22 protein-coding genes and 2 pseudogenes are annotated in these 24,971 nt (G+C 57.6%); 13 read left to right on the top strand and 11 right to left on the bottom strand.

Annotated elements, in window-relative coordinates; translation table 11 throughout:
* Positions 1-168: 168 nt before the first annotated feature.
* From AKG12_RS21890 to AKG12_RS21875, 4 genes are all read right to left on the bottom strand, one after another.
* Complete coding sequence (locus AKG12_RS21890) at positions 169-1,272, bottom strand: hypothetical protein (protein ID WP_052820400.1); 1,104 nt, start codon at positions 1,270-1,272, stop codon at positions 169-171.
* A gap of 262 nt (positions 1,273-1,534) precedes the next feature.
* Positions 1,535-3,073 (bottom strand): ABC transporter substrate-binding protein, encoded by a 1,539-nt coding sequence (locus tag AKG12_RS21885; RefSeq protein ID WP_285277779.1) that lies wholly within the window; start codon positions 3,071-3,073, stop codon positions 1,535-1,537.
* Between the two features lie 124 nt (positions 3,074-3,197).
* The gene (locus tag AKG12_RS21880) at positions 3,198-4,178 is read right to left on the bottom strand and encodes a mannonate dehydratase (protein WP_052820398.1); all 981 of its coding nucleotides are present in this window, start codon (positions 4,176-4,178) and stop codon (positions 3,198-3,200) included.
* A gap of 67 nt (positions 4,179-4,245) precedes the next feature.
* Positions 4,246-4,959, bottom strand: a complete 714-nt coding sequence (locus AKG12_RS21875; protein WP_004444769.1) for a FadR/GntR family transcriptional regulator — start codon at positions 4,957-4,959, stop codon at positions 4,246-4,248.
* A gap of 206 nt (positions 4,960-5,165) precedes the next feature.
* On the opposite strand from AKG12_RS21875, the gene AKG12_RS21870 reads away from it, so the two are divergent.
* Genes AKG12_RS21870 through AKG12_RS21855 form a run of 4 tightly spaced genes read left to right on the top strand, consistent with a single transcriptional unit; the run spans position 5,166 to position 8,656 of the window.
* Positions 5,166-6,194: an ABC transporter permease gene (locus AKG12_RS21870; RefSeq protein ID WP_052820397.1), complete on the top strand. Its 1,029-nt coding sequence runs from the start codon at positions 5,166-5,168 to the stop codon at positions 6,192-6,194.
* Complete coding sequence (locus tag AKG12_RS21865; RefSeq protein ID WP_052820396.1) at positions 6,191-7,090, top strand: ABC transporter permease; 900 nt, start codon at positions 6,191-6,193, stop codon at positions 7,088-7,090. The genes AKG12_RS21870 and AKG12_RS21865 overlap by 4 nt, the downstream gene beginning before the upstream one ends.
* Entirely contained in the window at positions 7,077-7,922 is an 846-nt protein-coding gene (locus tag AKG12_RS21860; RefSeq protein WP_052820395.1) for an ABC transporter ATP-binding protein, read from the top strand. Before AKG12_RS21865 ends, AKG12_RS21860 begins: the two co-directional genes overlap by 14 nt.
* On the top strand, positions 7,919-8,656 hold the full coding sequence (locus AKG12_RS21855; RefSeq protein WP_052820394.1) for an ABC transporter ATP-binding protein: 738 nt from the start codon (positions 7,919-7,921) through the stop codon (positions 8,654-8,656). Before AKG12_RS21860 ends, AKG12_RS21855 begins: the two co-directional genes overlap by 4 nt.
* Before the next feature lie 60 nt (positions 8,657-8,716).
* On the opposite strand, the gene AKG12_RS21850 is transcribed toward AKG12_RS21855, so the two are convergent.
* From AKG12_RS21850 to AKG12_RS21820, 7 genes are all read right to left on the bottom strand, one after another.
* Positions 8,717-9,769 (bottom strand): ABC transporter ATP-binding protein, encoded by a 1,053-nt coding sequence (locus AKG12_RS21850; RefSeq protein WP_052820393.1) that lies wholly within the window; start codon positions 9,767-9,769, stop codon positions 8,717-8,719.
* Positions 9,770-9,786: 17 nt separating this feature from the next.
* The gene (locus AKG12_RS21845; protein ID WP_006697331.1) at positions 9,787-10,629 is read right to left on the bottom strand and encodes a carbohydrate ABC transporter permease; all 843 of its coding nucleotides are present in this window, start codon (positions 10,627-10,629) and stop codon (positions 9,787-9,789) included.
* Positions 10,619-11,551, bottom strand: coding sequence for a carbohydrate ABC transporter permease (locus tag AKG12_RS21840; protein ID WP_052820392.1), 933 nt, complete (start codon positions 11,549-11,551; stop codon positions 10,619-10,621). The genes AKG12_RS21845 and AKG12_RS21840 overlap by 11 nt, the downstream gene beginning before the upstream one ends.
* A gap of 10 nt (positions 11,552-11,561) precedes the next feature.
* On the bottom strand, positions 11,562-12,833 hold the full coding sequence (locus tag AKG12_RS21835) for an ABC transporter substrate-binding protein (protein ID WP_052820391.1): 1,272 nt from the start codon (positions 12,831-12,833) through the stop codon (positions 11,562-11,564).
* Positions 12,834-12,882: 49 nt separating this feature from the next.
* Entirely contained in the window at positions 12,883-14,484 is a 1,602-nt protein-coding gene (locus AKG12_RS21830) for an FAD-dependent oxidoreductase (protein WP_052820390.1), read from the bottom strand.
* 5 nt (positions 14,485-14,489) lie between these two features.
* Positions 14,490-15,560: a LacI family DNA-binding transcriptional regulator gene (locus tag AKG12_RS21825; protein WP_052820389.1), complete on the bottom strand. Its 1,071-nt coding sequence runs from the start codon at positions 15,558-15,560 to the stop codon at positions 14,490-14,492.
* Between the two features lie 198 nt (positions 15,561-15,758).
* Positions 15,759-16,496: a carboxylesterase family protein gene (locus AKG12_RS21820; RefSeq protein WP_052820388.1), complete on the bottom strand. Its 738-nt coding sequence runs from the start codon at positions 16,494-16,496 to the stop codon at positions 15,759-15,761.
* 38 nt (positions 16,497-16,534) lie between these two features.
* Between AKG12_RS21820 and AKG12_RS30380 the strand changes: the two genes are divergently transcribed.
* The 9 genes and pseudogenes from AKG12_RS30380 to AKG12_RS31420 all read left to right on the top strand — a co-directional run.
* The gene (locus AKG12_RS30380) at positions 16,535-16,798 is read left to right on the top strand and encodes a hypothetical protein (protein ID WP_156316079.1); all 264 of its coding nucleotides are present in this window, start codon (positions 16,535-16,537) and stop codon (positions 16,796-16,798) included.
* 110 nt (positions 16,799-16,908) lie between these two features.
* Positions 16,909-18,975 carry an ATP-dependent helicase gene (locus AKG12_RS21815; RefSeq protein ID WP_052820387.1) on the top strand — a complete coding sequence of 689 codons (2,067 nt, stop codon included), beginning with the start codon at positions 16,909-16,911 and terminating at the stop codon, positions 18,973-18,975.
* Positions 18,976-19,330: 355 nt separating this feature from the next.
* Positions 19,331-19,900, top strand: a complete 570-nt coding sequence (gene rfbC / locus AKG12_RS21810) for a dTDP-4-dehydrorhamnose 3,5-epimerase (RefSeq protein ID WP_052820386.1) — start codon at positions 19,331-19,333, stop codon at positions 19,898-19,900.
* 2 nt (positions 19,901-19,902) lie between these two features.
* Positions 19,903-20,958 carry a dTDP-glucose 4,6-dehydratase gene (gene rfbB / locus AKG12_RS21805; RefSeq protein ID WP_052820385.1) on the top strand — a complete coding sequence of 352 codons (1,056 nt, stop codon included), beginning with the start codon at positions 19,903-19,905 and terminating at the stop codon, positions 20,956-20,958.
* Positions 20,959-20,962: 4 nt separating this feature from the next.
* Positions 20,963-21,856, top strand: a complete 894-nt coding sequence (gene rfbD / locus AKG12_RS21800) for a dTDP-4-dehydrorhamnose reductase (RefSeq protein ID WP_052820384.1) — start codon at positions 20,963-20,965, stop codon at positions 21,854-21,856.
* The gene (rfbA, locus tag AKG12_RS21795) at positions 21,853-22,764 is read left to right on the top strand and encodes a glucose-1-phosphate thymidylyltransferase RfbA (protein ID WP_052820383.1); all 912 of its coding nucleotides are present in this window, start codon (positions 21,853-21,855) and stop codon (positions 22,762-22,764) included. Before rfbD ends, rfbA begins: the two co-directional genes overlap by 4 nt.
* Positions 22,765-22,808: 44 nt before the next feature.
* On the top strand, positions 22,809-23,957 hold the full coding sequence (locus tag AKG12_RS31310) for an acyltransferase family protein (RefSeq protein ID WP_037092595.1): 1,149 nt from the start codon (positions 22,809-22,811) through the stop codon (positions 23,955-23,957).
* A gap of 266 nt (positions 23,958-24,223) precedes the next feature.
* Positions 24,224-24,650, top strand: a pseudogene (locus tag AKG12_RS30375) (IS3 family transposase); the annotation flags it as partial.
* Positions 24,651-24,712: 62 nt separating this feature from the next.
* Positions 24,713-24,900: pseudogene (locus AKG12_RS31420) on the top strand (transposase); the annotation flags it as partial.
* Between the last annotated feature and the right edge of the window lie 71 nt (positions 24,901-24,971).

The following is a 24,971-nucleotide window of genomic DNA, read 5'->3' as shown; positions in this document are numbered from 1 at the left end:
TCTGAAGAACCGCTCCCGATGGCACTATGAAAGTGGTTTATTTATAAATCTCTAATGCAACTATTGATATCTGCCTCTTCTCAACAAGAATCCTGAGTAGAGTCCGGGCCGGTGTGCCAGGCTGTAACGCTTTTGGCAAACCGACCCGACGGCAAAAAGGAAAACCCTTTATTTCCAGCTTTGATAATCCGCGGCGGCGCAGCCAAACGGAGCCCGGCCGTCAGAGAAGCGTTCTTGCAGGCGGGCGCAGCCCCACTCGTTGAGTGCCGCCGGCAGCATGTTGTTGATGTCCATGCCGGGGGAGTTGAATTGCGACGGAGCGCTTGTGACATACCACAGCCAGTAGCCCATCACCGCCACGATGATGACGGCAAGAATGGCGACGAAAGTCCCGAGCCGGCGCAGGAGGCCGGGTCCCTTATTCATCGACGCGGCCTGGGCGGCGGCAGCCTCCTGTGTCTCGTGCGCGACCATCGGGGCGAGCGATGCGAGAGCTTCCGCCCGCTCCTGTTCCGTCAGGTCGATCCGCTCCAGCTGATCGTCAAGCAGAACAGGCAAGGCGCCGTTACCATGCAGGACTGCAAGTGCCACATCCTGTTTGCCGGTATTGCCGATGACAACGGGAATGCGACCCCGTTCCAGATGCGTGAAGGATTGCCGCTTGGTTTTATCGTCTCTGACCGTATCGGCATAGGTCACGAAAAGACGGCTGCGTTTTTCGGCAACGGCCGTCAGCGCCACCGGAATAACGGTCAAGGGCGCCGGCTTGCGCAGCTGCAGGCGGACCCGCAGCATGCGGACAAGTGTGAACAGCATGGCGAGACTGCCGAAACCAAGCAGAAAGACGAACACGCCGAGCGTGATGATGCGGTTCCAGAGCATGTCCAGGCCCAGCGAAATCGTTGCGAGTTCCGGGTTCTTCGCGGAGATGACCAGTCCGGTTTCGTAATCGCCGGAATGGAGATCGACGAACATGACCTCGACATCCTTCTTGTAGCTCACGCCCGCATGGTCGTAGGAAAGATTGGCCTTGCAGGTCGTGAAGATCGCCTTGCGTGTCTTGCAGCTGCCGCTGATATCGCCGTTTTCAATCTCCAGCGCATCCTGGCTGATCTTGTAGTCACGCACGACTCCCGGGCCTTCGGCTACCAGCATGACAATCGTGATTACGAGAAGCACGGGAACGGAGAAATAATAGGCTGCCGGCACCGAAATGACGCCACGTTTGAGGCTGAATGGCCGAGACGGAAGTTTTATCTGTGCAAGGTTCATAGTCGTCAACGCATTCTTCGGGAGGTAGGTGAGCGGAGTTCGCGACTCTCGCCCGACGGAAGGAAAAGTTGCCGCACGGTCTAAACCGATGAAGTCCTTGAGAAAACCCCCTGGAATTACGGGATGGTGCGCGGCTATCTCCCGTCCCGGCGCTGTATTCCTGGTCAACGTGCGGGAGAAGACTCGGGCGCATTGGCCCAGTCACGCATAAAAACGGGCGGTAAAACCGCCCGTCACCTGTTTCGCAAACTATGCTTTGCCGTCAGTCCTTCGTGACCTTTTCAAGCCGGGTCGTCTGGCTGGGGTGGCCCACATAATCCTTGACGCGTGCATTCAGCACGATCGGCTCGAATCTTTCGAACATCGGCAGCACCGCAGGCTTCTGCGCGACGAACAATTCCTGCATCTGGGTGTAGATTTCCCCGCGCTTCTTGGCATCAGGCTCGAGTGACGCCTTTGCCGTGAGCGCGGTCAGTTCCGGAATATCCCAGGCCGAGCGCCAGACGAAATTGCCGGCGTTGTTGGCGGCAAGCGAGTTGTCCGGGTTGCTGGAGAACTGTTCCATCGAGCCCAGAACATTCGGCATGTAGGCTCCCGTCTGCGGGATGAGCAGATCAAAATCCCGCGCGCGGTGCGCCGCAATCACGTCCGAGCCGTTACCCTGCTGGATATTGACCTTGATACCAAGCTGGCTAAGCGTGGCCTGAATGGCAGTGGCGAGGTCGATGCGCGGCGTCTGCGCGATCGTCTTCAGATTGAGCGTGAAACCGTTCTCGTAGCCGGCCTCCTTGAGGAGCGCTTTTCCCTTCTCCACGTCGAGCTTCCAATCCGGGCTCGGAATGGCATATTCGAAATTCTCTGGTACCGGCACCGTGCGCGCCCGCCCGTAGGGACCCATGATGGTTTTTTCCATGCCCTTGTAGTCGATGCCGTAGGCGATCGCTTCGCGGACCTTGGGGTTGGACAGGGGCTCCTTGCCGGCATTCATGGACAGGACGTAAAAACCGCCCGTCGGCACACGCTGGATCTGGAAACCGTCCTTGTTGTTGAAGGTCGCGAGATCCGCAGCCGTCAGCGCGCTGGCGATGTCGATATCGCCGCGCTCCAGCATCAGGCGCTCAACCTGGCTTTCCGGCACATGCCGCACGATGACGCGGCGCATTTTGGGGCTACCGGCCACATAGTCCTTATTCGCCTCCAGAATGATGATCTCATTCGGCGACCAGCGGTTGAGGGTGAACGGGCCGGAGCCGGCCGAATTCGTTCTCAGCCATGCATTCCCCCAGTCATCATTGACCTCGTGGGACTTCAGTTCCTTGCTGTCGACCACGCTGGCAATGACCATGGCGAGGCGATAGAGCAGCAGTTCCGAAGTCGTTTCACCCGAAAGATCGACGCGAACCGTTTTTTCATCCGGAGCACTTACCAGCTTATCGATGTTGTCGGCATTGTAGCCCACGCGCTTGAGGTTCGCTGCGGCCGCCTGGTTCATCTTCAGAAGGCGGCTGAGCGAATAAACCACATCGGCCGAGGTCACCGGGTTGCCGGAGGCGAAATTCGCCTCGCGAAGATGAAAGGTGATGCCTTTCTCATCCGTTTCCCAGCGCTCGGCGAGCTGCGGCGAAACCTTGCCGGAACCGTCCACCGAGATCAGGCGATCATAAAGATTGGCCATGATTTCGTTGGCTTTTGCCTCGGTGGCCTGATGGGGGTCGAGTGACAGCACCTGGGCCAGCGACGTGCCGATAACCAGCTGGTCGTTGGGGGTTTTGGCCGCGACGGGCGATCCCTGCACGAGCATAGCGCCAAGAACGGTGGTGAATGCGAGACGGATCATTGTTTTTTTCATACCTGCTCCTCCTACAGATCGGTAACTGATGTTCGGGAAAAGCCGCGACGCAGCGGGGCGTCGCTGGCCAAAACGGTCAAAGATGTTTGTTATCAAGTGCTTCGATCAAGGCTGCGATGTAGCCGTAGCAGAAGGCGAAAGCGACGCCGACGGGATCGCGTCCGGCAATCGTCGGCACATGGTCCGGCATGATCATGTAGCGATAACCGAGTTCGTGATAGAGTTTCAGCGAGCGCACCATGTCCATGTCCCCCTCATCGGGGAAAGTCTCCATGAAGGACAATTTCCCGCCGCTGATGTTGCGGAAGTGGACGTTGAAAATCTTGTCGCGGCTGCCGAACCAGCGGATGATGTCGTCGATCTCCTCGCGCGGATCATCAAGCATCTCGCCGATTGACCCCTGGCAGAAATTCAGGCCGTGATAGGGGCTCTCGCGCATCTGCACGAACTTCTTCAGCCCAGCGACTGTTCCCAGCACACGGGTGACGCCCCTGTAGCCTGGCGGTGTATAGGGATCATGGGGGTGGCAGGCGAGACGCACCCTGTTGCTTTCGGCAACCGGCACGACCCGTTCAAGGAAGTAGTCGATGCGTTCCCAGTTCTCGTCTTCGGACAGAACGCCGGCGAGGCCCGGTGCGGCATCATGGTCCGCCTTGTCCCAGCGCCATGCCTCGTTGAGCGAACCGCCACGGCCGCGCTCCATCTCCGTGCGCGGAATGCCAATGAGGTTGAGATTGTATTTCGCGGCAGGAATTCCAGCCCTCGCGATATTTTCGATCATCGCGCAGACGGCATCGATCTGCCGGTCGCGGTCCGGGCCGGCAAGCAGGATATCGGGATATGACGCCTGCTCGATGGGCCGGGACGGCAACGGCAGTTGCACCATATCGAGGACAAGGCCAAAGCTTTCGACCTTGTCACGGTGGCGCTCGAAATCCTCGAAAGTCCAGCTCGCGGGTGCTCCGGGCGGATCCGCGCTGATGTTTTTGACGCCGAGCTGCGCCCAGACCTTGTAATCCTCGTCATCGCGCGCAGCAACCTGGGTGCCGACATACATCGATTCTCTCCTCTCTCCATGCAAGTCATCATATGACATCGCATGAAATAAGATGAGTGTCGAGATGCTATTGCGCCTCCGAGAGCAGCCTGTATCGCCGCTGGCTTGCCAGCATGTGTTCACGCATGGCTTTTCGGGCCGCATCGGGATCCTGCTCGACGATGGCGCGCAGGATTGCCTCGTGCTCGGCCTGGACTTTGCGAAGATAATTCGCGTCGCCGGTTTCAGGCAGCGTTGGGAACTGCCCACGCGGTATCGAGCGTGAACCGAACTGGCGCAATGCCTCCAGATAGAAGCGGTTATTGGTTGCGGTCGCGATGGCCGAATGGAATTCGTAATCCGCATCGACAGTCGATTCGCCCGCGTCGATGGCACGGGCCATTTTCCGGTGCGCCGCCGAGATTGCCGCTTCCTGCTGGGCCGTCCGGCGATAGGCTGCGATCGCCGCCGCCTCCCCTTCGGTTGCCAGGCGGAACTCCAGCATTTCCAGCGTCTCGGCAATGGTGCCAACTTCAGACTGCGTCAGTTTCACGCCGGCCCATTCACTGTCGCTACTGACAAAAACCCCCTTGCCCTGGATAGGGACGACGTAACCGGCAGAACGCAAATCGGCAATCGCTTCGCGGACCACCGTCCGGCTCACGCCATAAGCGCGTTCCAGTTGCGGCTCCGTGGGAAGCTGGTCGCCATTTTTCAGTTTTCCACTGCGAATTTCTGCGCTGAGATTATCGATGATCTGTTGCGCCCGCCTCTCCCGCGGCCTCGCTTTGTCGCCAATCATGCCAGTCTTCCCTCTTGCAGAATACGAATCCCTTCGTTACTCATATGATGACGTGGCGGCACGTCATATGTTTTCATGTTAACTCAGGGAGGGGTTGGGATGAAGTACCATCAAGAGTTTTTACAAAAGAGAATTGCGCGTCTGCGGCGAGCAGCGGGCAAAGGGCCGGCCCCTGACGGATTTCTCTCAAGGAAGTGCGGCCAGCAATGACGGAGATTTCACTGCGCGGGCTTGGGCATCGCTTTCTGCAACTGATCGTCAGCCTCTTCATCCTGCTCTGCATCACCTTCATCATAGGCCGTGTGATGCCGACCGATCCGGTCGGAGCAATCGTCGGCGAGCTTGCCGATCCAAAAGCCTATGAGGCCATGAGGGCGCGGCTTGGCCTTGATCTGCCACTTTATCAGCAGTTCTTCATTTACTTGCGTGGTCTGCTGCATGGGGATTTCGGTATCGCGATCCTGACAGGCAATCCCGTGACGCGCGATCTGGCGCAGGCCTTCCCCGCAACCTTCGAACTCGCGACGCTGGCGATCATCATCTCGACGATCATCGGCGTTCCCCTCGGTCTTGCAGCAGCCCTGTTTCGCGATACGTTCATCGACAAGTTCGCGCGCGTCTTTGCGCTGGTTGGACATTCGATACCTGTCTTCTGGTTCGGCATTGTCGGGCTCGTCATTTTTTATGCCAGTCTCAATCTTGTCGGAGGGCCCGGCCGGGTGGACGTGTTCTACGAGGGTCTTGTGGAACCCAGAACCGGCCTGATGCTGGTCGACAGCCTGCTTGCGGGCGAGACGGAAATCTTCTGGAACGCGCTCGGACACATCATCCTGCCGGCGATCATCCTTGCCTATATGGCGATGGCCTACATCACCCGCATGACACGTGCTTTCACGCTTGAGCAACTCAGCCAGGATTATGTGATCGCAGCGCGCGCCAAGGGCGTCAGCCCGGCACGCACGGTTACCCGGCACGTGCTGCCCAACATCGCCGTGCAGCTCATCACCGTTCTCGCCATCTCCTATGGCAACCTTCTCGAAGGCGCCGTGGTGACGGAAATCGTCTTTTCCTGGCCCGGTATCGGTCAATACATGACCAACGCCCTGCTCATCGGTGACATGAATGCCATTCTCGCAGCCACCATCGTCATCGGATTCATCTTCATGATGCTCAACTTCCTGGCAGACGTGGCCTATACCACGCTGGACCCGCGCACACGGGAGGTCGCTCGATGACCGATATCACCCAGAATAATGGCGTTCACGGCCGCAGCGCCCTGTCACGCCTATCGACCACGACGTTCCGGACATTAAGGAAGCTCGGTGACGAGCCGCTTGGAATGTTCGGTTTTGCCATCCTCGCCATCCTGGTTCTCGTCGCGATTTTTGCGCCGCTCATTGCGCCATTCGATCCGGCCCGCCAGGCCCTCGATAACGCGCTTCAGCCGCCCAGCTGGCTGCATCTGGCCGGAACCGACGAATTCGGCCGGGATATTTTCAGCCGGCTCGTCTATGGCACCCGCATCACCATCCAGACCGTCTTGTCGGTCTCGGTTATCGTCGGCCCCATCGGCCTTGCGATTGGCGTCATGGCCGGTTTCTTCGGCGGCAGAACCGATGCGATCCTGATGCGAGCCACCGATATCGTGCTGTCCTTCCCATCGCTTGTGCTGGCACTTGCCTTTGCGGCCGCCATGGGTGCGGGTCTCGGCACGGCGATTATCGCGATCTCGCTGACCGCCTGGCCGCCAATCGCGCGTCTTGCCCGCGCCGAAGCCCTCGTCGTGCGCAATACGGATTATGTGGCCGCCGCCCGCCTTTATGGCGCATCACCGCTGCGCATCCTGTTTTTATACATTGCGCCGATGTGCATCCCTTCGGTCATCGTCCGCCTGACGCTGAACATGGCCGGCATCATCCTCACTGCCGCATCGCTTGGCTTCCTCGGTCTCGGGGCCCAGCCTCCCTTGCCGGAATGGGGAGCGATGATCTCCAGCGGCCGTAAATTCATGCTCGATTACTGGTGGGTTGCCGTCATGCCCGGCATCGCCATCCTGCTGACGAGCCTTGCCTTCAACATCGCCGGCGATACGCTGCGAGACCTCCTGGATCCGCGCCATGCCCGTTCCTGATAGCTCCCCCATTCTTTCGGTCCGCGACCTCAACGTTCGCTTCGGCCGCAACTCCATTCCCGCCGTTTCCAATGTCAACTTCGACGTCGGGCGCGAGCGTGTCGGCATCGTCGGCGAATCCGGCTCCGGCAAGTCCACGACCGGCCGCGCCGCCATGCGGCTTCTGCCGAAAAGCGCCACCGTTACAGCGGAGCGCATGGACTTCCTCTCCGAGCCGCTGCTTACCAGATCCGAGCGCCAGATGGGCGCGATCCGCGGCAGCGAGATGGCGTTGATCATGCAGGACCCGCGTTATTCGCTCAATCCGGTCCTGCCCATCGGAAAACAGGTGGCGGAAGCGGCCGAACTGCATCTGGCTCTCACCGGCAAGGCCGCGAGAAACGCAGCGCGGGATATGCTGCTGCGCGTGCGCATCAACGATCCCGACCGCGTGATGGGACTTTATCCGCATCAGATTTCCGGTGGTATGGGACAGCGCGTGATGATCGCCATGATGCTGCTTGCCAAACCGAAGCTTGTTATCGCCGACGAGCCGACCTCGGCTCTCGATGTCAGCGTTCGCAAGGATGTGCTTCTGCTTCTGGACGAGATGGTGCGCGAAAACAATTCGGGCCTCATTCTCATCAGCCATGACATCCGCATGGTCTCGGCCTTCTGCGAACGGGTACTGGTCATGTATGGCGGGCGCGTCGTGGAAACGCTGACGAAGCTGGAGGATGCGCAACATCCCTATACGCGCGGCCTGATCGCGGCGATGCCCGATCCCCGCAACCCTGTCAGGCGTCTCAAGGTACTGGACCGACAGGCAATTGATGCGGAGGTGATGCGATGATCACGGTAGACAAGCTCGATGTCGTCTATGGCGCCAAGGAAAACCGCAATCACGTGGTTCGCGGCGTCAGTCTTAAGGTCAACAAGGGTGAAACGCTCGGTATCGTGGGCGAAAGCGGTTGCGGCAAATCGACATTGCTGCGGTCACTTGCGGGTCTGGAATCGGTGTGGACCGGATCGATCAGCTTCGACGGCAAGCCGGTCGGCAAGGTGCGCAGCCGCGAGGAACTGAAGCTGGCGCAGATGGTGTTCCAGGACCCGTACGGTTCGCTGCACCCACGCCATCGCATCGGCCGGGCTCTGGCCGAACCGATCCGCTCCATGGGGCTTGGCGATGGCTGGTCGAAGGTTCCGGCCGCCCTGCAACAGGTCGGCCTGCCCGCACATTTCGCCGAGCGGTTTCCGCATGAACTTTCGGGCGGCCAGCGCCAGCGTGTGGCAATCGCCCGCGCGCTGATCCTCGAGCCGCCCATCCTGCTGCTCGATGAGCCGACATCCGCGCTCGACGTGTCCATTCAGGCGGAAATCCTCAACCTTCTTGCCGACCAGCGCGAAGAACGCGATCTGACCTTTGTTCTCGTCAGCCATGATCTGGCTGTCATCGCCCATATGTGCGATCGCGTGCTGGTGATGCAGAACGGCGTTTTTGTGGATGAGCTGACCAAGGCCGACCTTGAAGCAGGCGTTACCCATGCCGCCTATTCAGGCGAGCTGTTCGAAAGTAGCTTTCTTTGAGATGATCGGTCGCGGAGATGGCAACGCCGCGGCCGGACCTGTCTGAACGCGCGCCGGGGCTCAGTTCAGCCGACCGCCGTTCTCGTCCGAAAACAGATGAATGCCGTCCAAAGCCGGGGATATCCTTATCTCCTCGCCGACCGCCTGGCCTATGCGTTCGCGGAAAACGCCGAGCACCCGCGAACCACCCAGTGTCATGGTGACCTGCGTTTCCGATCCCAGCGGTTCGACGAGCAGGATCTCGGCCGGTACGCCCGCGGGATCAAGGGCGAGGTGCTCGGGCCGGATGCCATAAGTCGCCCCTTTTCCCGCAAAAGCGGCGGCCGCGGCCGGCAATGGCAAGACCACACCGCCGGTTTCAAAACCGGCTTTCGATATCACGCCGGGCAGAAAATTCATGGAAGGTGAGCCTATGAAGCCGGCAACGAACTGGTTTGCCGGACGGTCGTAAAGTTCGAGCGGCGTGCCGACCTGTTCGACACGGCCGCCGTTCAGCACGACGACCCTGTCAGCCATCGTCATCGCTTCCACCTGGTCATGCGTCACATAGATCGTGGTGGTCCTGAGTTTCTGATGCAAAGCCTTGATCTCGCCACGCATCACGACGCGCAGTTTGGCATCAAGGTTTGAGAGGGGTTCGTCGAACAGGAACACCTGCGGATTGCGAACGATTGCGCGACCCATTGCAACGCGCTGGCGCTGACCGCCGGAGAGCTGACGGGGATAACGGTCGAGCAATGCGGTGAGACCAAGGATCTCTGCCGCCCAGTTTACCTTCTCAGCAATTTCCTGTTTGCTTGAGCCGCGATGCTCCAGCGAAAAGCCCATATTGGTTGCGACCGTCATATGCGGATAAAGCGCGTATGACTGGAACACCATGGCGATGTCGCGGTCCTTGGGATCGAGATCGTTCACGATCCGCTCGCCGATCTTGAGTTCACCACCCGTGATCGTTTCGAGACCGGCGACCATCCGAAGCAGGGTGGACTTGCCGCAGCCGGAGGGGCCGACGAGGACGACAAATTCACCGTCCCCGATATCGAGATCGACGCCGTGAATGGTTTTTACCGCGCCATAGCTTTTGCGGATGTCGGACAGGGTTACGTTAGCCATCGATTAGATCCGGTTCTTCAGCCCTTGAGGCCGGTATGGGCGAGGCCTTCGACGAACTGCTTCTGGGCAATCACGAAGACGATGAGCACGGGCAGCGCCGTCAGCGTCGCTGCGGCAAGCTGGATATTCCACATCGGTCCGCCATAGGCGTCGGTATATTGGGTCAGCGCCTGCGGCAGCGTGAACATCTCTGCGCTGGAGAGAAAGACGATGGGCTCGAGGAACAGGTTCCAGGAGTGCAGGAAGGTGAAGATCGCGACCGAGGCCAGCGCTGGTTTTGCCAGCGGCAGCGCGATCTTGCGGAATATCTTGAAGCGCCCGAGACCATCGACACGCGCCGCCTCTTCGAGCTCGGCGGGCAGCGTCACGAAGAACTGCCGCATGACGAAAGTGGCAAAAACACTGGGCGCACCGAAGATCGGCACAAGAATGAGCGGCCAGTGTGTGTTGACCATGCCCGCCTTCAGAAACATCTGAAACAGCGGCACGATCGTGACTTCCGACGGAATGAGCAGGCCAAGCAGCACGACCATGAAAATGAGATTTGCGCCCGGAAACCGGATCCGCGCAAATGCATAGCCTGCCATGGACGATATGATCATCGTTCCTGCCGTCACGACAGCTGCGATATAGGCGGAATTCCAGTATTGCCGCACGAAAGGCTGCAACTCGAAGACCTTGGAATAGCTCGTCCAGTCCTGGTTTTGCGGGAAGAATTGCGGCGGGAAGGCGAAGATATCACTGATCGGCTTGATCGATGACGTCACCATCCACCAGGTCGGAAAGACGAACGGGATCAGGAGCACGCACAACACCCCGTAAAGAGCGACCTGCATGCGTGGGGAAAGGTCAGCTTTCATAAAAGACGATCCTCTTGCGCATCTGCCACTGGGCGAAAGTCAGCACGGCGACGATCACGAACAGCAGGATGGACAGCGTCGAGCCGTAGCCGAAGAAATGAAACTGGAAGGCCTGCTGATAGAGGTAATAGACCAGCACCGTGGTCGAGAGACCTGGCCCCCCCTGGGTCAGAACTGCGATCTGCGCAAAAACCTGCAGCGAGCCAACAATCGTAATGATCGAGGTTAACAGGATCGTCGGACTGATCAGCGGCAGGGTAATGCGACGAAACTGCTTGAAGGCGGGCGCGCCGTCGATGCGGGCCGCCTCGTAGAGTTCTTTCGGCACACCCTGAAGTGCTGCCAGAAACAGGATCATGTTAAGCCCGACATTCTTGAAGACCTGGACGACGATGACTGAAATCATCGCGGTCGTTTCCTCGCGCAGCCAGTTGGGACCTTCGATGCCGACCATTAGCAACATGCCGTTGATGCCGCCATTTTTCTGCAACAGGAACCCCCAGACGATCGTCCAGGCCACCAGCGAGACGACGACCGGCGAGAAGAACAGCGTCCTGAATATCGCGATGCCAGCCAGTTTCTGGTTCAGCAATACGGCCAGAAGCAGCGCCAATGAAAGGTTGAACACGACGAGCCCGGCCGAAAAAATCGCCGTCGCGCCAAGGACGTCGCGAAGATTGCTGTCTTCGACCAACATCTGGTAGTTCTGCGCACCCGTATAGGTGAAGGTGTTGGCGAGCACATTCCATTCATGCAGCGAATACCAGAACACCAGCCCGAGCGGGATCAGAACGAAGATGACGATGCCGATCAGCTGCGGGGCGATGAACAGGAATCCCGCAAGGCTGTCGCGCCGCGCGATGGTCCAGAACGCCGGGGCCGGACGATCCTGAGTACGGGCAATATCCTGCGCGACAGCCATGGTTTTCTCCTCAGCGCTTCAAGAGCGGCCCGATCTGGCCGCAGATTTTTTGAAGCGCACCGGCCACATCGGCCTGCGGCCGCCAGACGGCGTCGAGGTTCGAACGCACGATCTGCTGGATCTGCGCAAACCCGGTGTGGCCGGGCATGACCTTGCCGGTCGAGATGCCGGAGATGACAACCTTTTCGATCTGCTCCTCGCTGAGCAGCGGGTTCGTCTTTTTCAGCACCTGCGCATTCAGCAAAGACTTGCGCGCTGAAGGGAAGAACTGGCTGAGTTTGGCGGAATTTTCCGGATTGGTCATGTAGGCCACGAATTGCGCCGCGGTCTCGGCATTCTTGCCTGATTGCATGACGCCGATACCCGCCTGGCCGATCAGCGCATAATCGCCCGCAGGGCCCTTCGGAAGAGGCACGAGATCCCAGCCAAATGGCTTGTCCTTCGGCAGAAGCGAGGCACGGCTGATCTGAGTAATCGTCATCGCCGCATTGCCAGCAAAGAAATCGACCGTCTCGCCGGGGCCCGGAATGGCCTTCTTGTCGAAGATGGCGTCGTGGATGAACGAAATGGCATCCGCCATCGGCTTTTCCGCCATGGTGCAGGTGGCGCCGTCAGCGCTCCAGGGTGAAGCCCCCCAGCCATTCCAGACGGAGGTGAGGTATTGCCAGCTCTGGTAATTGAAATCGCGGACGACAAGCCCGCCCTTTCCGGTCTTGGCGACAGCCGACGCGGTTGCGATGGCGTTGTCCCACGTCCATTCTCCGGCAGCGATCATGTCGGCAGGGGTCTTGGCACCGGCAGCCTTGATGAGATCGTTATTGACGAAGACGGCGAAGGGCGAGGTCGAAAACGGATAGGCGTAAAGCGTACCGTCCTGCGACCAGCGTTCCGTGGCGCCGGCACCCACCTCCTCAAGATTATATCCCGGCGCAGCCTTCAGTGTGTCCGTCAGCGGGTAGAGCGCCCCGGACTTGACGAAATCATAAGCCGACGTCTCGAAAATCCAGGCCATGTCAGGTGCGTTGCCGCCCGCGATCTGTGTGGTGAGTGCAGTCGTGTAGGTATCGAAAGGCAGGGACTCATAAGTCACGCTGACATTTGGATGATCCTTCTTGAAACCGGCTGCGATCTCGTTGAAGAGCTTGAGATGCGCCTCGTTGGCGCTCCAGATCGTCATGCGCAGATTAACCGCATCCTGCGCAATCGCTCCGCCCGCAAGCGCAAACGAGCCAATCAGGGCAAGCGCACAGGCCGTGGATTTCAGTTTAAAATGATTGTTCATTCCCGGTCCTCCTCCAAAGATGGGTTCGATGAGACGGCAAACCGCCGTCCTAATAGGCCGCGATATCAGGCCAGCGTATTTCGATGCCCTGACGGGTCAGCTGCGTCTGGAAGGCTTCCAGGCGGTCATCGTCTTCCTGCACCTGATGTGGCGTGAGGCCATTTTCCAGGCAGTGCGCCGCAAGCATCCCGGCCACTTCGCCGATGTTCCATTCGACCGGATGCAGGCGGTAGCAACCATTGGTAATATGCGTCGTGCCGATGTTCTTGCCGGCCGGGATCAGGTTTCTCACCCGCTGCGGGATCAGCGCACCGAGCGGTATTTCAAACGGGCAGGATGGCACGTCGATGTAGTTGTCGCCGCCTGTCGATGGATGCAGGTCGATGCGGTACATGCCGATACCGATGCTGTCGCGATAGCGGACCGCGCCTCTTTCGCCGCGAACCGTATAGGAAAGGTCCTGTTCGACAATGCGCGTTACCGGCTTGATACGGCGGCTTTCGCGAATGTAGGGCGCCATGGCAAGCCCATGGTCGGTGCCGGTGATATCGCCGCGCAGCCGAAGCCCGCGGAACCCCTGCCCGCCATCAAGGCGCGGTGCTTCCGTCTGCAGCCAGTAAAAGACCGAATAAGAAAGATCTGCCGCCGCCTTGAGGTGGCGCGCCTTTTCTTCCTCGGTCACATCGATGATCGTGCCATCCATGTAATCGATCATCGGCCAATTCACGAGGCAGATATCCGATTGGTAGAACCCGGGCGCAAAGTTCTTCCGTGCCGCGATGCGCCGGAAAATCCAGAGATTCTCATCACCGCCGCCCTTGCGCTGGTCGGCATCGACCAGCAGCGGATTATCATCGGGATTTGGCGTGAAGGAGCGGGTGGTATGCTCCAGCGTGCGCGGATGGGGCGCGGTGAAGCCGAGGAGCGGACCACCCCAGAAATGCGGCTGGTAAGAGCGCCAATAGTCGTAGTTCTCAGGCTTGTCGATCGTCTGGTCGCCATCGACATGGTCAATGGCAAAGCAGATTGAGACAGCCTGCACATTGTCCGGTTGAGCGTGCTCTGGCGCGCTCGGTTCTTCCGTGTCCGACTGCGCCTCAAAACCCTTGGCATATTCCGTGCCGGTCATCGGCAGCAGATCGCCAAGTTCGGTGGCGTCGAGTACGAAATCCGCCGATATGACGATTTCAGCACTGCTGTCGCGATGGCGGAGGGTCACGGAGCGAACCAAGTCCCCGTCCACATCGGCCCCGACGGGACGCCAGGGCTTGAGTATCGTCAGGCGACCTGCGCCAATATAGGGCATCAGCATGCTTTCCATGACCGCGAGGCTGACACGCGGCTCGGCGCAGATGCGGCTCACCCATCCGCCGCCCGGATTAAGGTCACCCCACGCGCGCGCGCCTTCCGTCAGCGGATAATGGTCTCGATAATATTGCCGCACACCGTTGCGCAGCGCCCGGTAGGACCGGGTGATGCCGAACTGTTCAACCCATGTATGCTCGTCCGAGGGAACGGCCTGACTGGTCAATTGGCCGCCGATCCAGTCGTATTCTTCGGTCATGATCACGCGTTTGCCCGCTCGTGCGGCCCCCAGTGCCGCCGCTACGCCGCCAAGGCCGCCACCGACCACGAGAATATCTGCTTTCATGTCTTTCACGACGTCACATCCGTTTTGTTGACTGAGGACTTGTTTGCCGAGCCGGTCGGGGCCGGCCCCAACGTCTCTCCCTTGACGGGTTCACATTTGAGAAGGATCTGCCCACCGGCGCTGCCGGTCTCGATGCGGTTGACCAGCATGGCGGTTGCCTGCCGCCCCATCTCCTCGCGCGGAATTTCATAGGAGGTGAAACGCACGGGACTGCGTGCGGCCCTGATATGACTGCCAAGCACGATCATCGAAAATGCGTCCGGCACGACAAGCCCCCTCGCCCGCGCCAGCGCCTCGACGCGCACGGCATCGGCCAATTCTATGAAGAAGGCGACTGTGGCCCCGCTCTCAATGATGGCATCAAGTATTTTCTCGGCCGGGCGGTTGACCGCCTTGATATGCAGGGCAATCGTGGCCGCATCTGCGAGCGCCGCGCTGAAACCTTGCCAGCGATCGGAAATCGATTCTGCCGGACCATGCGGGCCGATATAGGCAAGCTTGGTGTGTCCCAGCGCGATGGCGTCTTCGACGAGCTGACGCGTGCCCGCAGCGTAGTCGCCGCCGACATAGGGAACCGGACCACCGGCATCTTCACGCCGGCCGATCGCGACGAAGGGATAGTCTTCCGAAACCAGCCGGGCGAGTTCCTTGCGATCGAACTCGCGGCCGAGAACCAGACAGCCGTCCGCAATCCGAAGCCTGTTGCCTTCCGAGAAAATCTTGCGGTTATCGCCGACACCGGCGCTCGTCAGCAGCAGAAGATCATAAGCCTGCTGCTGCGCCTCTTCTTCGATGCCCAGCAGGAAGGGCGTGAAGAAGTCAGCCTGGGCGCTCGGGAATGCTGGCTCATAGGTGAAAACGCCGAGGATCCGGTTCAGCCCCTTGGCCATGCGCCGCGCAATCGGATCGGCAACATAACCGGTCTGGCGAATGACGGCCTGCACCCTTTCCCGGGTTTCGTCCGGGATGCGCGCGACCGCTGCCGGCGCGCCGTTCAGAACAAGCGACACCGTTGCCTGGCTGACGCCGGCAAGCTTGGCGATATCGTTCTGCGTGAGACGTCTGTGACTGGACACGCCATGCCCTCCTCCGGCATTCGTTCCCTGCTAATACGTATTAGCAGCTAATGCGTATTAGCACCATCTCCGCGTAGGGAGTCAAGCTATAAAGTGCATTCGCTGAAAGGGTCGCAGATTATCGCAAGCCTGCGCTGCAATGGCAAAACGCGGCAGAAACGGCAATGTCAGCTGTAAAAAGCAGCGGTCGGCCCGTATTTACGGATTCGAGGATGCTTTTTCGCCCGCAAGCTTCTGCTCAAGCAACCAAGTCCACATCGCCTCGTCGTTCAGCACCTTTCCCTCGACCGCCTGATGGTCCGTGTCCTCAAACACGGTAAGCCGAACATTGCGTTTCAGCTCCTTAAGACGTTGCACAAGCACCACCGTATCGGATAGCGGGATCACCTCGTCATTTGCACCATGAAAGGCCCAGAAAGCCGCCTTCTCGTTCGTTCGATTGAGGTAGTGCCGAATGCCGCCGCCGGCAATCGGAACCACCGCGGCGAAAGTTTGAGGAAACTGCTCTGCCATGGACCATGCGCCGAACCCTCCCCGGCTATAGCCGATCAGATAGATCCGTTCCCGGTCCACCCGGTGGTTGGCCACCACCGCCTCAAGAACACTGGCGACACGCTCGATCGGGTAAAGTAGTTCCTCGCTCGGATTTTGGGGTGAAAACACCAGGAAAGGAAAGTCACGTCCCTCCTCTATCATTTTCGGCAAGCCGCTCGACCGTAACTTTTCGACGTCGCTGCCGCCCTGATCGCCGCCATGCAGCCAGACGACAAGAGGATAGGTCTTGTTCGAGCCGGCGTAATCCTTGGGCGTATAAAGCAGGTAGTTGAGGTCAGAAGCGATGGTGACATCGGATTTCATCGCTTTCTGTTCGGCCTGTGCAAATGTCGAGGCAGTGATTGCGGCCAGAGCGATCAGGCAGAATTTAAGTCGTCTCATGATTTTTTCCTCCCAGTGAATAAGGCTCTTCCGTGGTAATGACCGTTAAACCCGATCGGGTTCAACGCTCCCGGAAAAAGCAGAAAAAGCGCCTCGGAAAACATGAAATATCTCTTTATTTCAAACCAATGAGACAACTGCCTCATCCGATTTCCGGCGAATGCGACGACAGCATATCCGCTTCCGCTGCTGAGGCAACATTCGCAGAAGAGACTTCGGAAGCCGACTGTCAGGTAATGGCGCCAACCGGACTTGTGCAGCAAGGCCTTTACGTTCAGCATTTGTTCTGGCTTGCTGTTTGAGTCTTTGCTAATCATTGCGGCACGAAGGCGAAATGGCCGCGCGGGCTCAGTCGCCCGCCGTTTTCGGGCAGGCAACTTCGCCTGGGGCAAATATTGAGGATTAGTGCAGGATGGCGGTTGCCTATCTGGAAAAACTAAACGAGCAGCAACGCAAGGCCGTGGAACATGGGGTTGGACTCGTGGATGGACATGTCGCCGGTCCGCTTCTGATCATCGCCGGCGCCGGCTCGGGAAAGACCAACACGCTGGCTCACCGTGTTGCGCATCTGATCGTGAATGGCGCCGATCCCCGCCGCATCCTGCTGATGACGTTCTCACGGCGCGCAGCTTCCGAGATGGCGCGCCGTGTCGAACGGATATGCAAGCAGGTCCTCGGGGCAAATTCGGCAATCATGACAGATGCATTGGCGTGGTCCGGCACGTTTCACGGCATTGGTGCACGGCTGTTGCGCATCTATGCCGAGCAGATCGGCCTCAACATCGATTTCACCATCCACGACCGCGAAGACAGCGCCGACCTGATGAATCTTGCCCGGCACGAGCTGGGTTTCTCCAAAACCGAAAGCCGCTTTCCGACAAAGGGCACCTGTCTTGCGATCTATTCGCGCGTCGTGAATTCCCAGACACCACTCAAGGACATCTTGCGCCAGCATTATCCCTGGGTTGCCAACTGGGAAAACGAACTCAGGGAACTGTTCGCGGCCTATGTCGAGGCCAAACAGGTCCAGAACGTGCTCGATTACGACGATCTTCTGCTCTACTGGGCTCAGATGGTCAGCGACCCCGTTCTGGCTGATGATATAGGCAAACGCTTCGACCATGTGATGGTCGATGAATATCAGGATACCAACCGGTTGCAGGCATCGGTGCTGATGGCGCTGAAGCCTGGTGGCCGCGGCTTGACCGTGGTGGGCGACGACGCGCAGTCGATTTATTCTTTCCGCGCAGCGACCGTTCGCAACATCCTCGATTTCCCGGCTTCCTTCAGCCCGGCGGCCGATATCATCACGCTGGATCGCAACTATCGCTCGACGCAGCCGATCCTTGCAGCCGCCAACGGGGTCATCGATCTCGCGCGCGAGCGCTTCACCAAGAACCTCTGGACCGAACGGGTATCGCTCGAGCGCCCAAGGCTCGTAACGGTCAAGGATGAAACCGAGCAGGCGAATTTCATAATCGACCAGATCCTCGCCAATCGCGAGAGCGGCATAACGCTGAAACAGCAGGCCGTGCTGTTCCGCACCTCTAGCCATAGTGGCCCGCTCGAGGTGGAACTGACCCGCCGCAACATCCCCTTCGTCAAATTCGGCGGCCTGAAATTCCTGGACAGCGCCCATGTGAAGGACATGCTGGCCGTGCTGCGTTTCGCACAGAACTCGCGCGACCGCGTCGCAGGTTTCAGGCTGCTGCAGATGCTGCCAGGCATCGGACCGAAGAAGGCTGGCAATATTCTCGATGCGATTGCGACAGACCCGGAGCCGCTGCTTGCCCTCGCCGAAATTCCGCCGCCGCCGAAGACCGGCGATGACTGGACAGCCTTCACACAAATGCTTGTGGGCCTGCGGCAGGCGCCGAATGACTGGCCGGGCCAGATCGGGCAGGCTCGGCAGTGGTACGAGCCGCATCTCGAACGCCTGCATGAGGATGCGGACACCCGCAAGGCCGATCTGCTGCAGCTAGAGCAGATCGCTGGAGGCTACCCTTCACGCGAACGCTTCCTGACCGAACTGACACTCGACCCGCCCGACGCCACCAGCGATCAGGCCGGCGTGCCGCTGCTCGACGAGGATTATCTGAGCCTCTCGACCATCCATTCCGCCAAAGGCCAAGAGTGGCGCTCCGTCTTCATCCTCAATGTGGTCGACGGCTGCATCCCCTCCGACCTCGGCGTCGGCAGCACCCAGGAACTGGAGGAGGAACGCCGGCTGCTCTACGTCGCCATGACGCGCGCCAAGGACAACCTGTCGCTGATCACGCCCCAACGCTTCTTCACAGGCGGGCAGAGTCAGCAGGGTGACCGGCATGTTTACGCCGCCAGAACCCGCTTCATACCGGCGACATTGCTGCAGTTTTTTGAGACACTGACCTGGCCCCTGGTTTCGGCCGCCGCTTCGGAACGCAGCGCGCAGCAGATCCGCATCGATGTGGGTGCGCGGATGCGGGCGATGTGGAAATAGGATTGATTTTTTTCCGGCAATATCCACCTCTGCGCGGCGCCGATCGACGGGACGGCTATTAAACAAAGATCCGTTTCCTCCCCGCCGTCGACCTTGATAGCACCGTTGGACGCTGAAACAGCTGACGAAGCCGAGGAGCGATCAGGCCACGTCCGCAGATCTAGCTTCGGCGAACTTCTGCTGACAGCAGATCACTCGCTATACGTGAAACACACGCCACGAACGAGCAGGCTGTCTGCGTGTTGTTTGTCGGAGATTCCGTCGCTCTTGTGTGGGCGATCAATAAAGCGTTATTGACTGTCCCTGCCGATAAAGCCATATCACCTTGAGAGGCAGACCAGACAGGATCCGCATAGTGCAACTAGAAGCATTCACGATACCAGGCTTGAAAAAGATAACTCCGGCTCGTTTCGGCGATAGCAGGGGATACTTCAGCGAAGTTTTCAAGAGGGAATGGTTTCGCGAAAATGTAGCAGATGGGGAGTTCGTGCAGGATAATGAATCCATGTCCGCACAGGCCGGGACCGTACGAGGACTTCATTTTCAGACAGAGCCTTTTGCACAGGGCAAGCTCGTTCGCTGTATTCGTGGGCGGCTGCTGGATGTTGCGGTGGATATCAGGACGGGATCACCCACCTTCGGGCAATGGGCTGCTGTCGAGCTCTCGCCCGAAAATGGCGAGCAGCTGTGGATTCCGGCGGGATTTGCCCACGGTTTTATGACGCTCGTTGACGACACGGTCATCTCATACAAGGTGACGGCGCCCTACAGTGCTGCGAACGACCGCGGCGTTAAATGGGATGATCCGGCGATTGGCATTAATTGGCCAAAGCTGGAGGGCTGCGTGCTTTCCGAGAAGGACGTCAAGCAACCGCTTTTGTCGGAATTGCCCGACTATTTCACTTACCAAAACACTGGGAACTGATGATGCGCGTTCTTGTTACCGGCGGCGCCGGATTTATCGGCTCTGCTCTCGTACGTTATCTTGTGAGCGAGATTGGCGCGGATGTTCTAACCGTCGACAAGCTGACATATGCAGGAAATCTGGCTTCCCTCAAACCGATCGAAAATGCACCCAACCACCGCTTCCTTCAGGCCGACATTTGTGACCGGACCGCGATGAATGACGCCTTCGCGACATTCCAGCCGGACTATGTGATGCATCTTGCCGCCGAGAGCCATGTCGACCGCTCCATAAGCGGCGCCGCTGATTTCATCCAGACCAATATCAACGGCACTTTTACGATGCTGGAGGCGGCGCGGCAGTACTGGAGCGGCCTTGAGGGAGACGCAAAGTCTGACTTCCGCATGCTGCATGTTTCGACGGACGAGGTATACGGTTCTCTGGGCGACAATGGTCTCTTCGAAGAATCGACGCCTTACGACCCATCGTCGCCATACTCCGCCTCGAAAGCTGCAAGCGATCATCTCGCCACAGCCTGGCAGCGCACCTATGGCCTTCCGGTTGTCATTTCCAACTGCTCCAACAATTATGGACCATTCCATTTCCCGGAAAAGCTCATTCCACTGATCATTCTCAACGCGTTGGATGGCAAGCCGCTACCAGTCTATGGAAACGGCGCGAACATCCGAGACTGGCTTTATGTGGAAGACCATGCCCGCGCCCTGTGGCTCATCGTTCAAAAGGGTCTTGTCGGCGAGAAGTACAATGTGGGCGGCAGAAACGAGCAGAAGAATATCGATGTGGTGAACTGCATCTGCTCCATTCTCGACGAACTGCGCCCTCAATCCAAACCCTATGCCGACCTCATCAAATACGTTACCGATCGTCCTGGTCACGATGCGCGCTACGCTATTGATGCAACGAAACTGGAAACCGAGCTCGGCTGGAAAGCACAGGAAAACTTTGCAACTGGCATCCGCAAGACCGTGCAATGGTACCTCGACAATGAATGGTGGTGGCAGCCGCTTCGCGAGGGTGTTTATGCCGGAGAGCGCCTCGGCGTTCTGACGAAGGGCTGAACGAATGCGGCTGGCAGTTACGGGCAAAAACGGTCAGGTCGTCAGCGCCCTTCAGGCACTGGCGAGCGCCGAGCTGGAGATCGTGGCTCTCGGTCGGCCGGAACTCGACCTTGCGCAGCCTCAAACTGTTTTGAAGGCCCTGCGAGAGATAAAGCCCGATGCTGTGGTATCGGCTGCTGCCTACACCGCTGTCGACAAGGCAGAAAGCGAGCCGGACATCGCTTTTGCCGTTAATCGGGACGGAGCTAGGGCCGTCGCGCAGGCGGCAAGTGAACTTGGTATTCCCGTCATTCATCTTTCTACGGATTATGTTTTCGATGGCACCAAGGCAACGCCCTATGTCGAAAGCGATCCGACAGGCCCCACTTCCATCTACGGCCGCTCGAAGTTCGAAGGCGAACAGGCCGTTTCGGAGGCTACCGGCAATTACGCCATTCTGCGAACCGCATGGGTCTATTCGGAGTATGGCAACAACTTTGTAAAAACCATGCTCCGGCTGAGCGAGAGCCGCGAAGAGATCAATGTGGTCGCGGACCAGTTTGGATGCCCAACCTCGGCCAACGATATCGCCAACGCTATCGTAGCAATCGCAAGGAAACTCCTGGACGATTCCTCGATCCGTCTCCGTGGAGTTTTTCATCTTTCCGGGACCGGGGAAACGAACTGGGCGAATTTCGCGAAACAGATATTCGCATTTTCTGAAGAAAACGGCGGAAAGTCGGTAATCGTCAACGACATCACGACTGCACAGTACCCTACCCCGGCCCGACGCCCGGCAAACTCCCGGCTTGATTGCAGCAAGCTGGAAGAGGTCTACGGAATAAAACTTCCGAGCTGGCAAACATCAACGCGCGCAGTGGTCACCGTTCTTGCGCAGAGCAGAAAGGAAACGCCATGAAGGGCATCATTCTGGCCGGCGGCAGCGGCACGCGCCTCCACCCCATGACACTGGCGGTCTCTAAGCAGATATTGCCGGTCTACGACAAGCCGATGATCTATTATCCGCTCACGACGCTGATGCTCGCCGGCATTCGAGAGATCCTCATTATCTCCACGCCCCACGACATGCCGCTTTTTCAATCTCTTCTTGGCGATGGCTCGAAATGGGGTCTTTCCATTGAATACGCGGTTCAACCCAGCCCAGACGGCCTGGCACAAGCCTATATGATCGGTGCCGACTTCGTGGCCGGTTCACCATCATGCCTTATTCTGGGTGACAACATCTATTATGGTCACGGATTGCCGGAGCTTCTGCAGGCTGGCACAAGCGTCAACGATGGAGCGACGGTTTTCGCATATCACGTTAATGATCCTGAACGATACGGAGTAGTTGCGTTCGACAACAACATGAAGGCAATTTCAATTGAAGAAAAGCCTAGCAGGCCGCAGTCAAACTGGGCTGTCACGGGGCTCTACTTTTACGATGCCGACGTCGTTGAAATTGCAGCCAACTTGTCTCCTTCTGCGAGGGGGGAGTACGAAATTACAGATATCAATAGAATTTATCTTGAACGCGACAAACTCAAAGTATCAATTCTGGGCCGAGGATATGCTTGGCTCGACACAGGTACCCCCGATAGCCTCATTGAGGCAAGTGAATTTGTAAGAACCTTAGAAAAGCGCCAAGGATTTAAAATAGCATGCCCCGAGGAAATTGCCGTTTCAAAAGGTTTTATTGACGTTGCTCAGTTCCTCAAAATCGCTGAAGAAGCGGGAAAAGGTGAGTATGGCCGATACCTCAGGAAGATTTCGTCGCACGTTGATAACCTTCTGCATGACGAGTTGAAACCTCGGTCACAATACTGACTCAAATCACCAGTCAAGGTCCTAGAAATATAGAAGAGAAAAAAATGCCCCGCTACGATTTTATAGATTCGCTCCGGGGCCTCGCAGTCGCGCTCGTTTTGATACTACATATCGCCGAAGTCTATGCTGGGTTCGCGTCTGGATTAAAAAGAAGTGGCTTCTGGATTCTCAGCGTGTCACATTTGTTTGATTTCGGGAGGATGGGTGTAACAATATTCTTCATAATCAGCGGCTTCGTAATACCCAGCGGCCTTACCGGACCGATTGGATCCGGCATCGTCAAATTCTTGGTATCGCGCTTCTTTCGATTGTTTCCCTTATTTTGGCTTTCAATCATAATTTCTTTAATAACGCAACAGTGGCTTGCGGGAAAAACACCAAGCGTATCTGATGTTTTGATTAACGCCACAATGCTTCCAGACTTTTTTTCTGTAGATCTCATTAATGGTGCATACTGGACGCTAACAGTTGAACTTGTTTTCTATGCCATATGCTTAGCGCTCTTCGCCACCAAATTACTTGGGAGACCAATTGTCATCGCATGCACGTCGTTGATTTTGACATTAACATTCTTGGACAGAGAGTATTTCCACTACTACCCAATATTCCAGGGAAAAATGGGCGAATATCCACTCTTGTTAGGCTTCATGTTTTGGGGCGCACTAGCGCGCCTTCGGTTCAATAATGTTCCGATGCACAAATTGACCGCAAGTATTTATTGGGTAATTTGTATCTGGTGGCTATTTGTTTACCCTATGGCAGGTTTCCATGAAGCTTACGCTCGTGTTCACGTCGAAGTCGATATGGTACCCCGGCTTTACGGCTCATACTTTGGCGCCTTCGCAATATTTTTCTTCTCGATAAATTTTTTTCGTATAGAAAATTACTTATTATCGTACCTGGGCCGCATAAGTTACTCAGTTTACTTACTACATGGGCCAGTTATCTATCTCGGTAAGTTCACGATTGAGCGATTTGCAACGTACGAAAAAACCAATATCTCTCTGTACACATCGGTGGCATGCATCAGTATCTTGACGATAATAGCTTCCAAATTCTCATATATTTATGTCGAGTTGCGTTTTCAATACATCGGGAAGCAGATTTCCTCGAAGTTACTGCAATCGACCAATCGCTATTCCAAGAATTCGCCTTTACGTTGCTCTGATTCCCGAGAGCTGGACCGTTCTTGATTGGAGTTTTTCACGCTAGATTCCTGACTGAAAGAAGGAGCGGAAGCAATAAGGCATCGATATTCTCTGCCGCCTATAAGGCGTTCATTTTGAGGCAGGGCGATGATGGTGTGCCGGAAGGCGGGGATCAGCCTGGGGACGTATTTCAGTTAGCGGAAGAAGTATGCGGATCTGCTGTCCGACGATATGCGCCGATTAAAGGCAGAGTTAGCTCGGGAAATCTGCACAGCTAGGATTGGTGGACTTTCTGCCTGAATTCGCCTTAGATACCGCGAACAGCAGAGACCATGACGAGAAGACCGCCCCGGAACGACAGCCGGCTCCTCCAGGCAAAAGTGGCACTCGCCGCCATCAGGGACGAGCAGACCCTTGTGGAATTGTCCCAGCAATTCGACGTGCATGCCAACCAGATCAAACAGTTCAAAGACCAGCTCCTTGAGAGGGCGACAGCCGTTTTCGGTGATGAAGCGAAGGCGGAACCGGCGGCCCAACCGTGGATGCCAAAATACGGAACGCCAAAATCGGCGAGCTGACACTGGAGAACGATTTTTCCGGTGCGCTCGGCAAGGCGTGATTGTTGGGTAGAAAGAAATGATCGACCGCCAGCATAAGCTATCCGTCGTGCGCCAAGTGAAGCTTTTCGGCTTCAGCCGTAGCAGTGTTAGTTATCTGCCTCGTTCGGTGTCTGACGGCGGATTTTGACCCTGTAGACAAAGTGGATTCCCAAGTCAGCCTGAGCGTGATTCAAGAGTGATTTGAGTGATGAGGAATGGCGGATTGTCGAACCGCTGTTGCCGACCGAGCGTGGTCGCAAGTCTTGGCCATCCCATGACAACCGCCGCTTATTTTTACGTGATGCTCCATGTTCTGCGCGTTTGGCTGTCCGTGCCGCGATATGCACGAACGATATGGAAAGTGGAACTCGGTCTATGTTTGTTTGCGGGTTTCGGTAATTCGCGGACAGGGATTCCATTAAATCCCGGACAGCGATTTCACTAAATCCGGGACAGCATT

The sequence above is a fragment of the Agrobacterium sp. SUL3 genome (genome assembly GCF_001263295.1).
In the GTDB taxonomy this organism is placed as follows: Bacteria; Pseudomonadota; Alphaproteobacteria; order Rhizobiales; family Rhizobiaceae; genus Agrobacterium; species Agrobacterium tomkonis.
The sequence above is the reverse complement of the archived record's forward strand: the minus strand, read 5'-3'. Positions and strand labels throughout refer to the sequence as shown.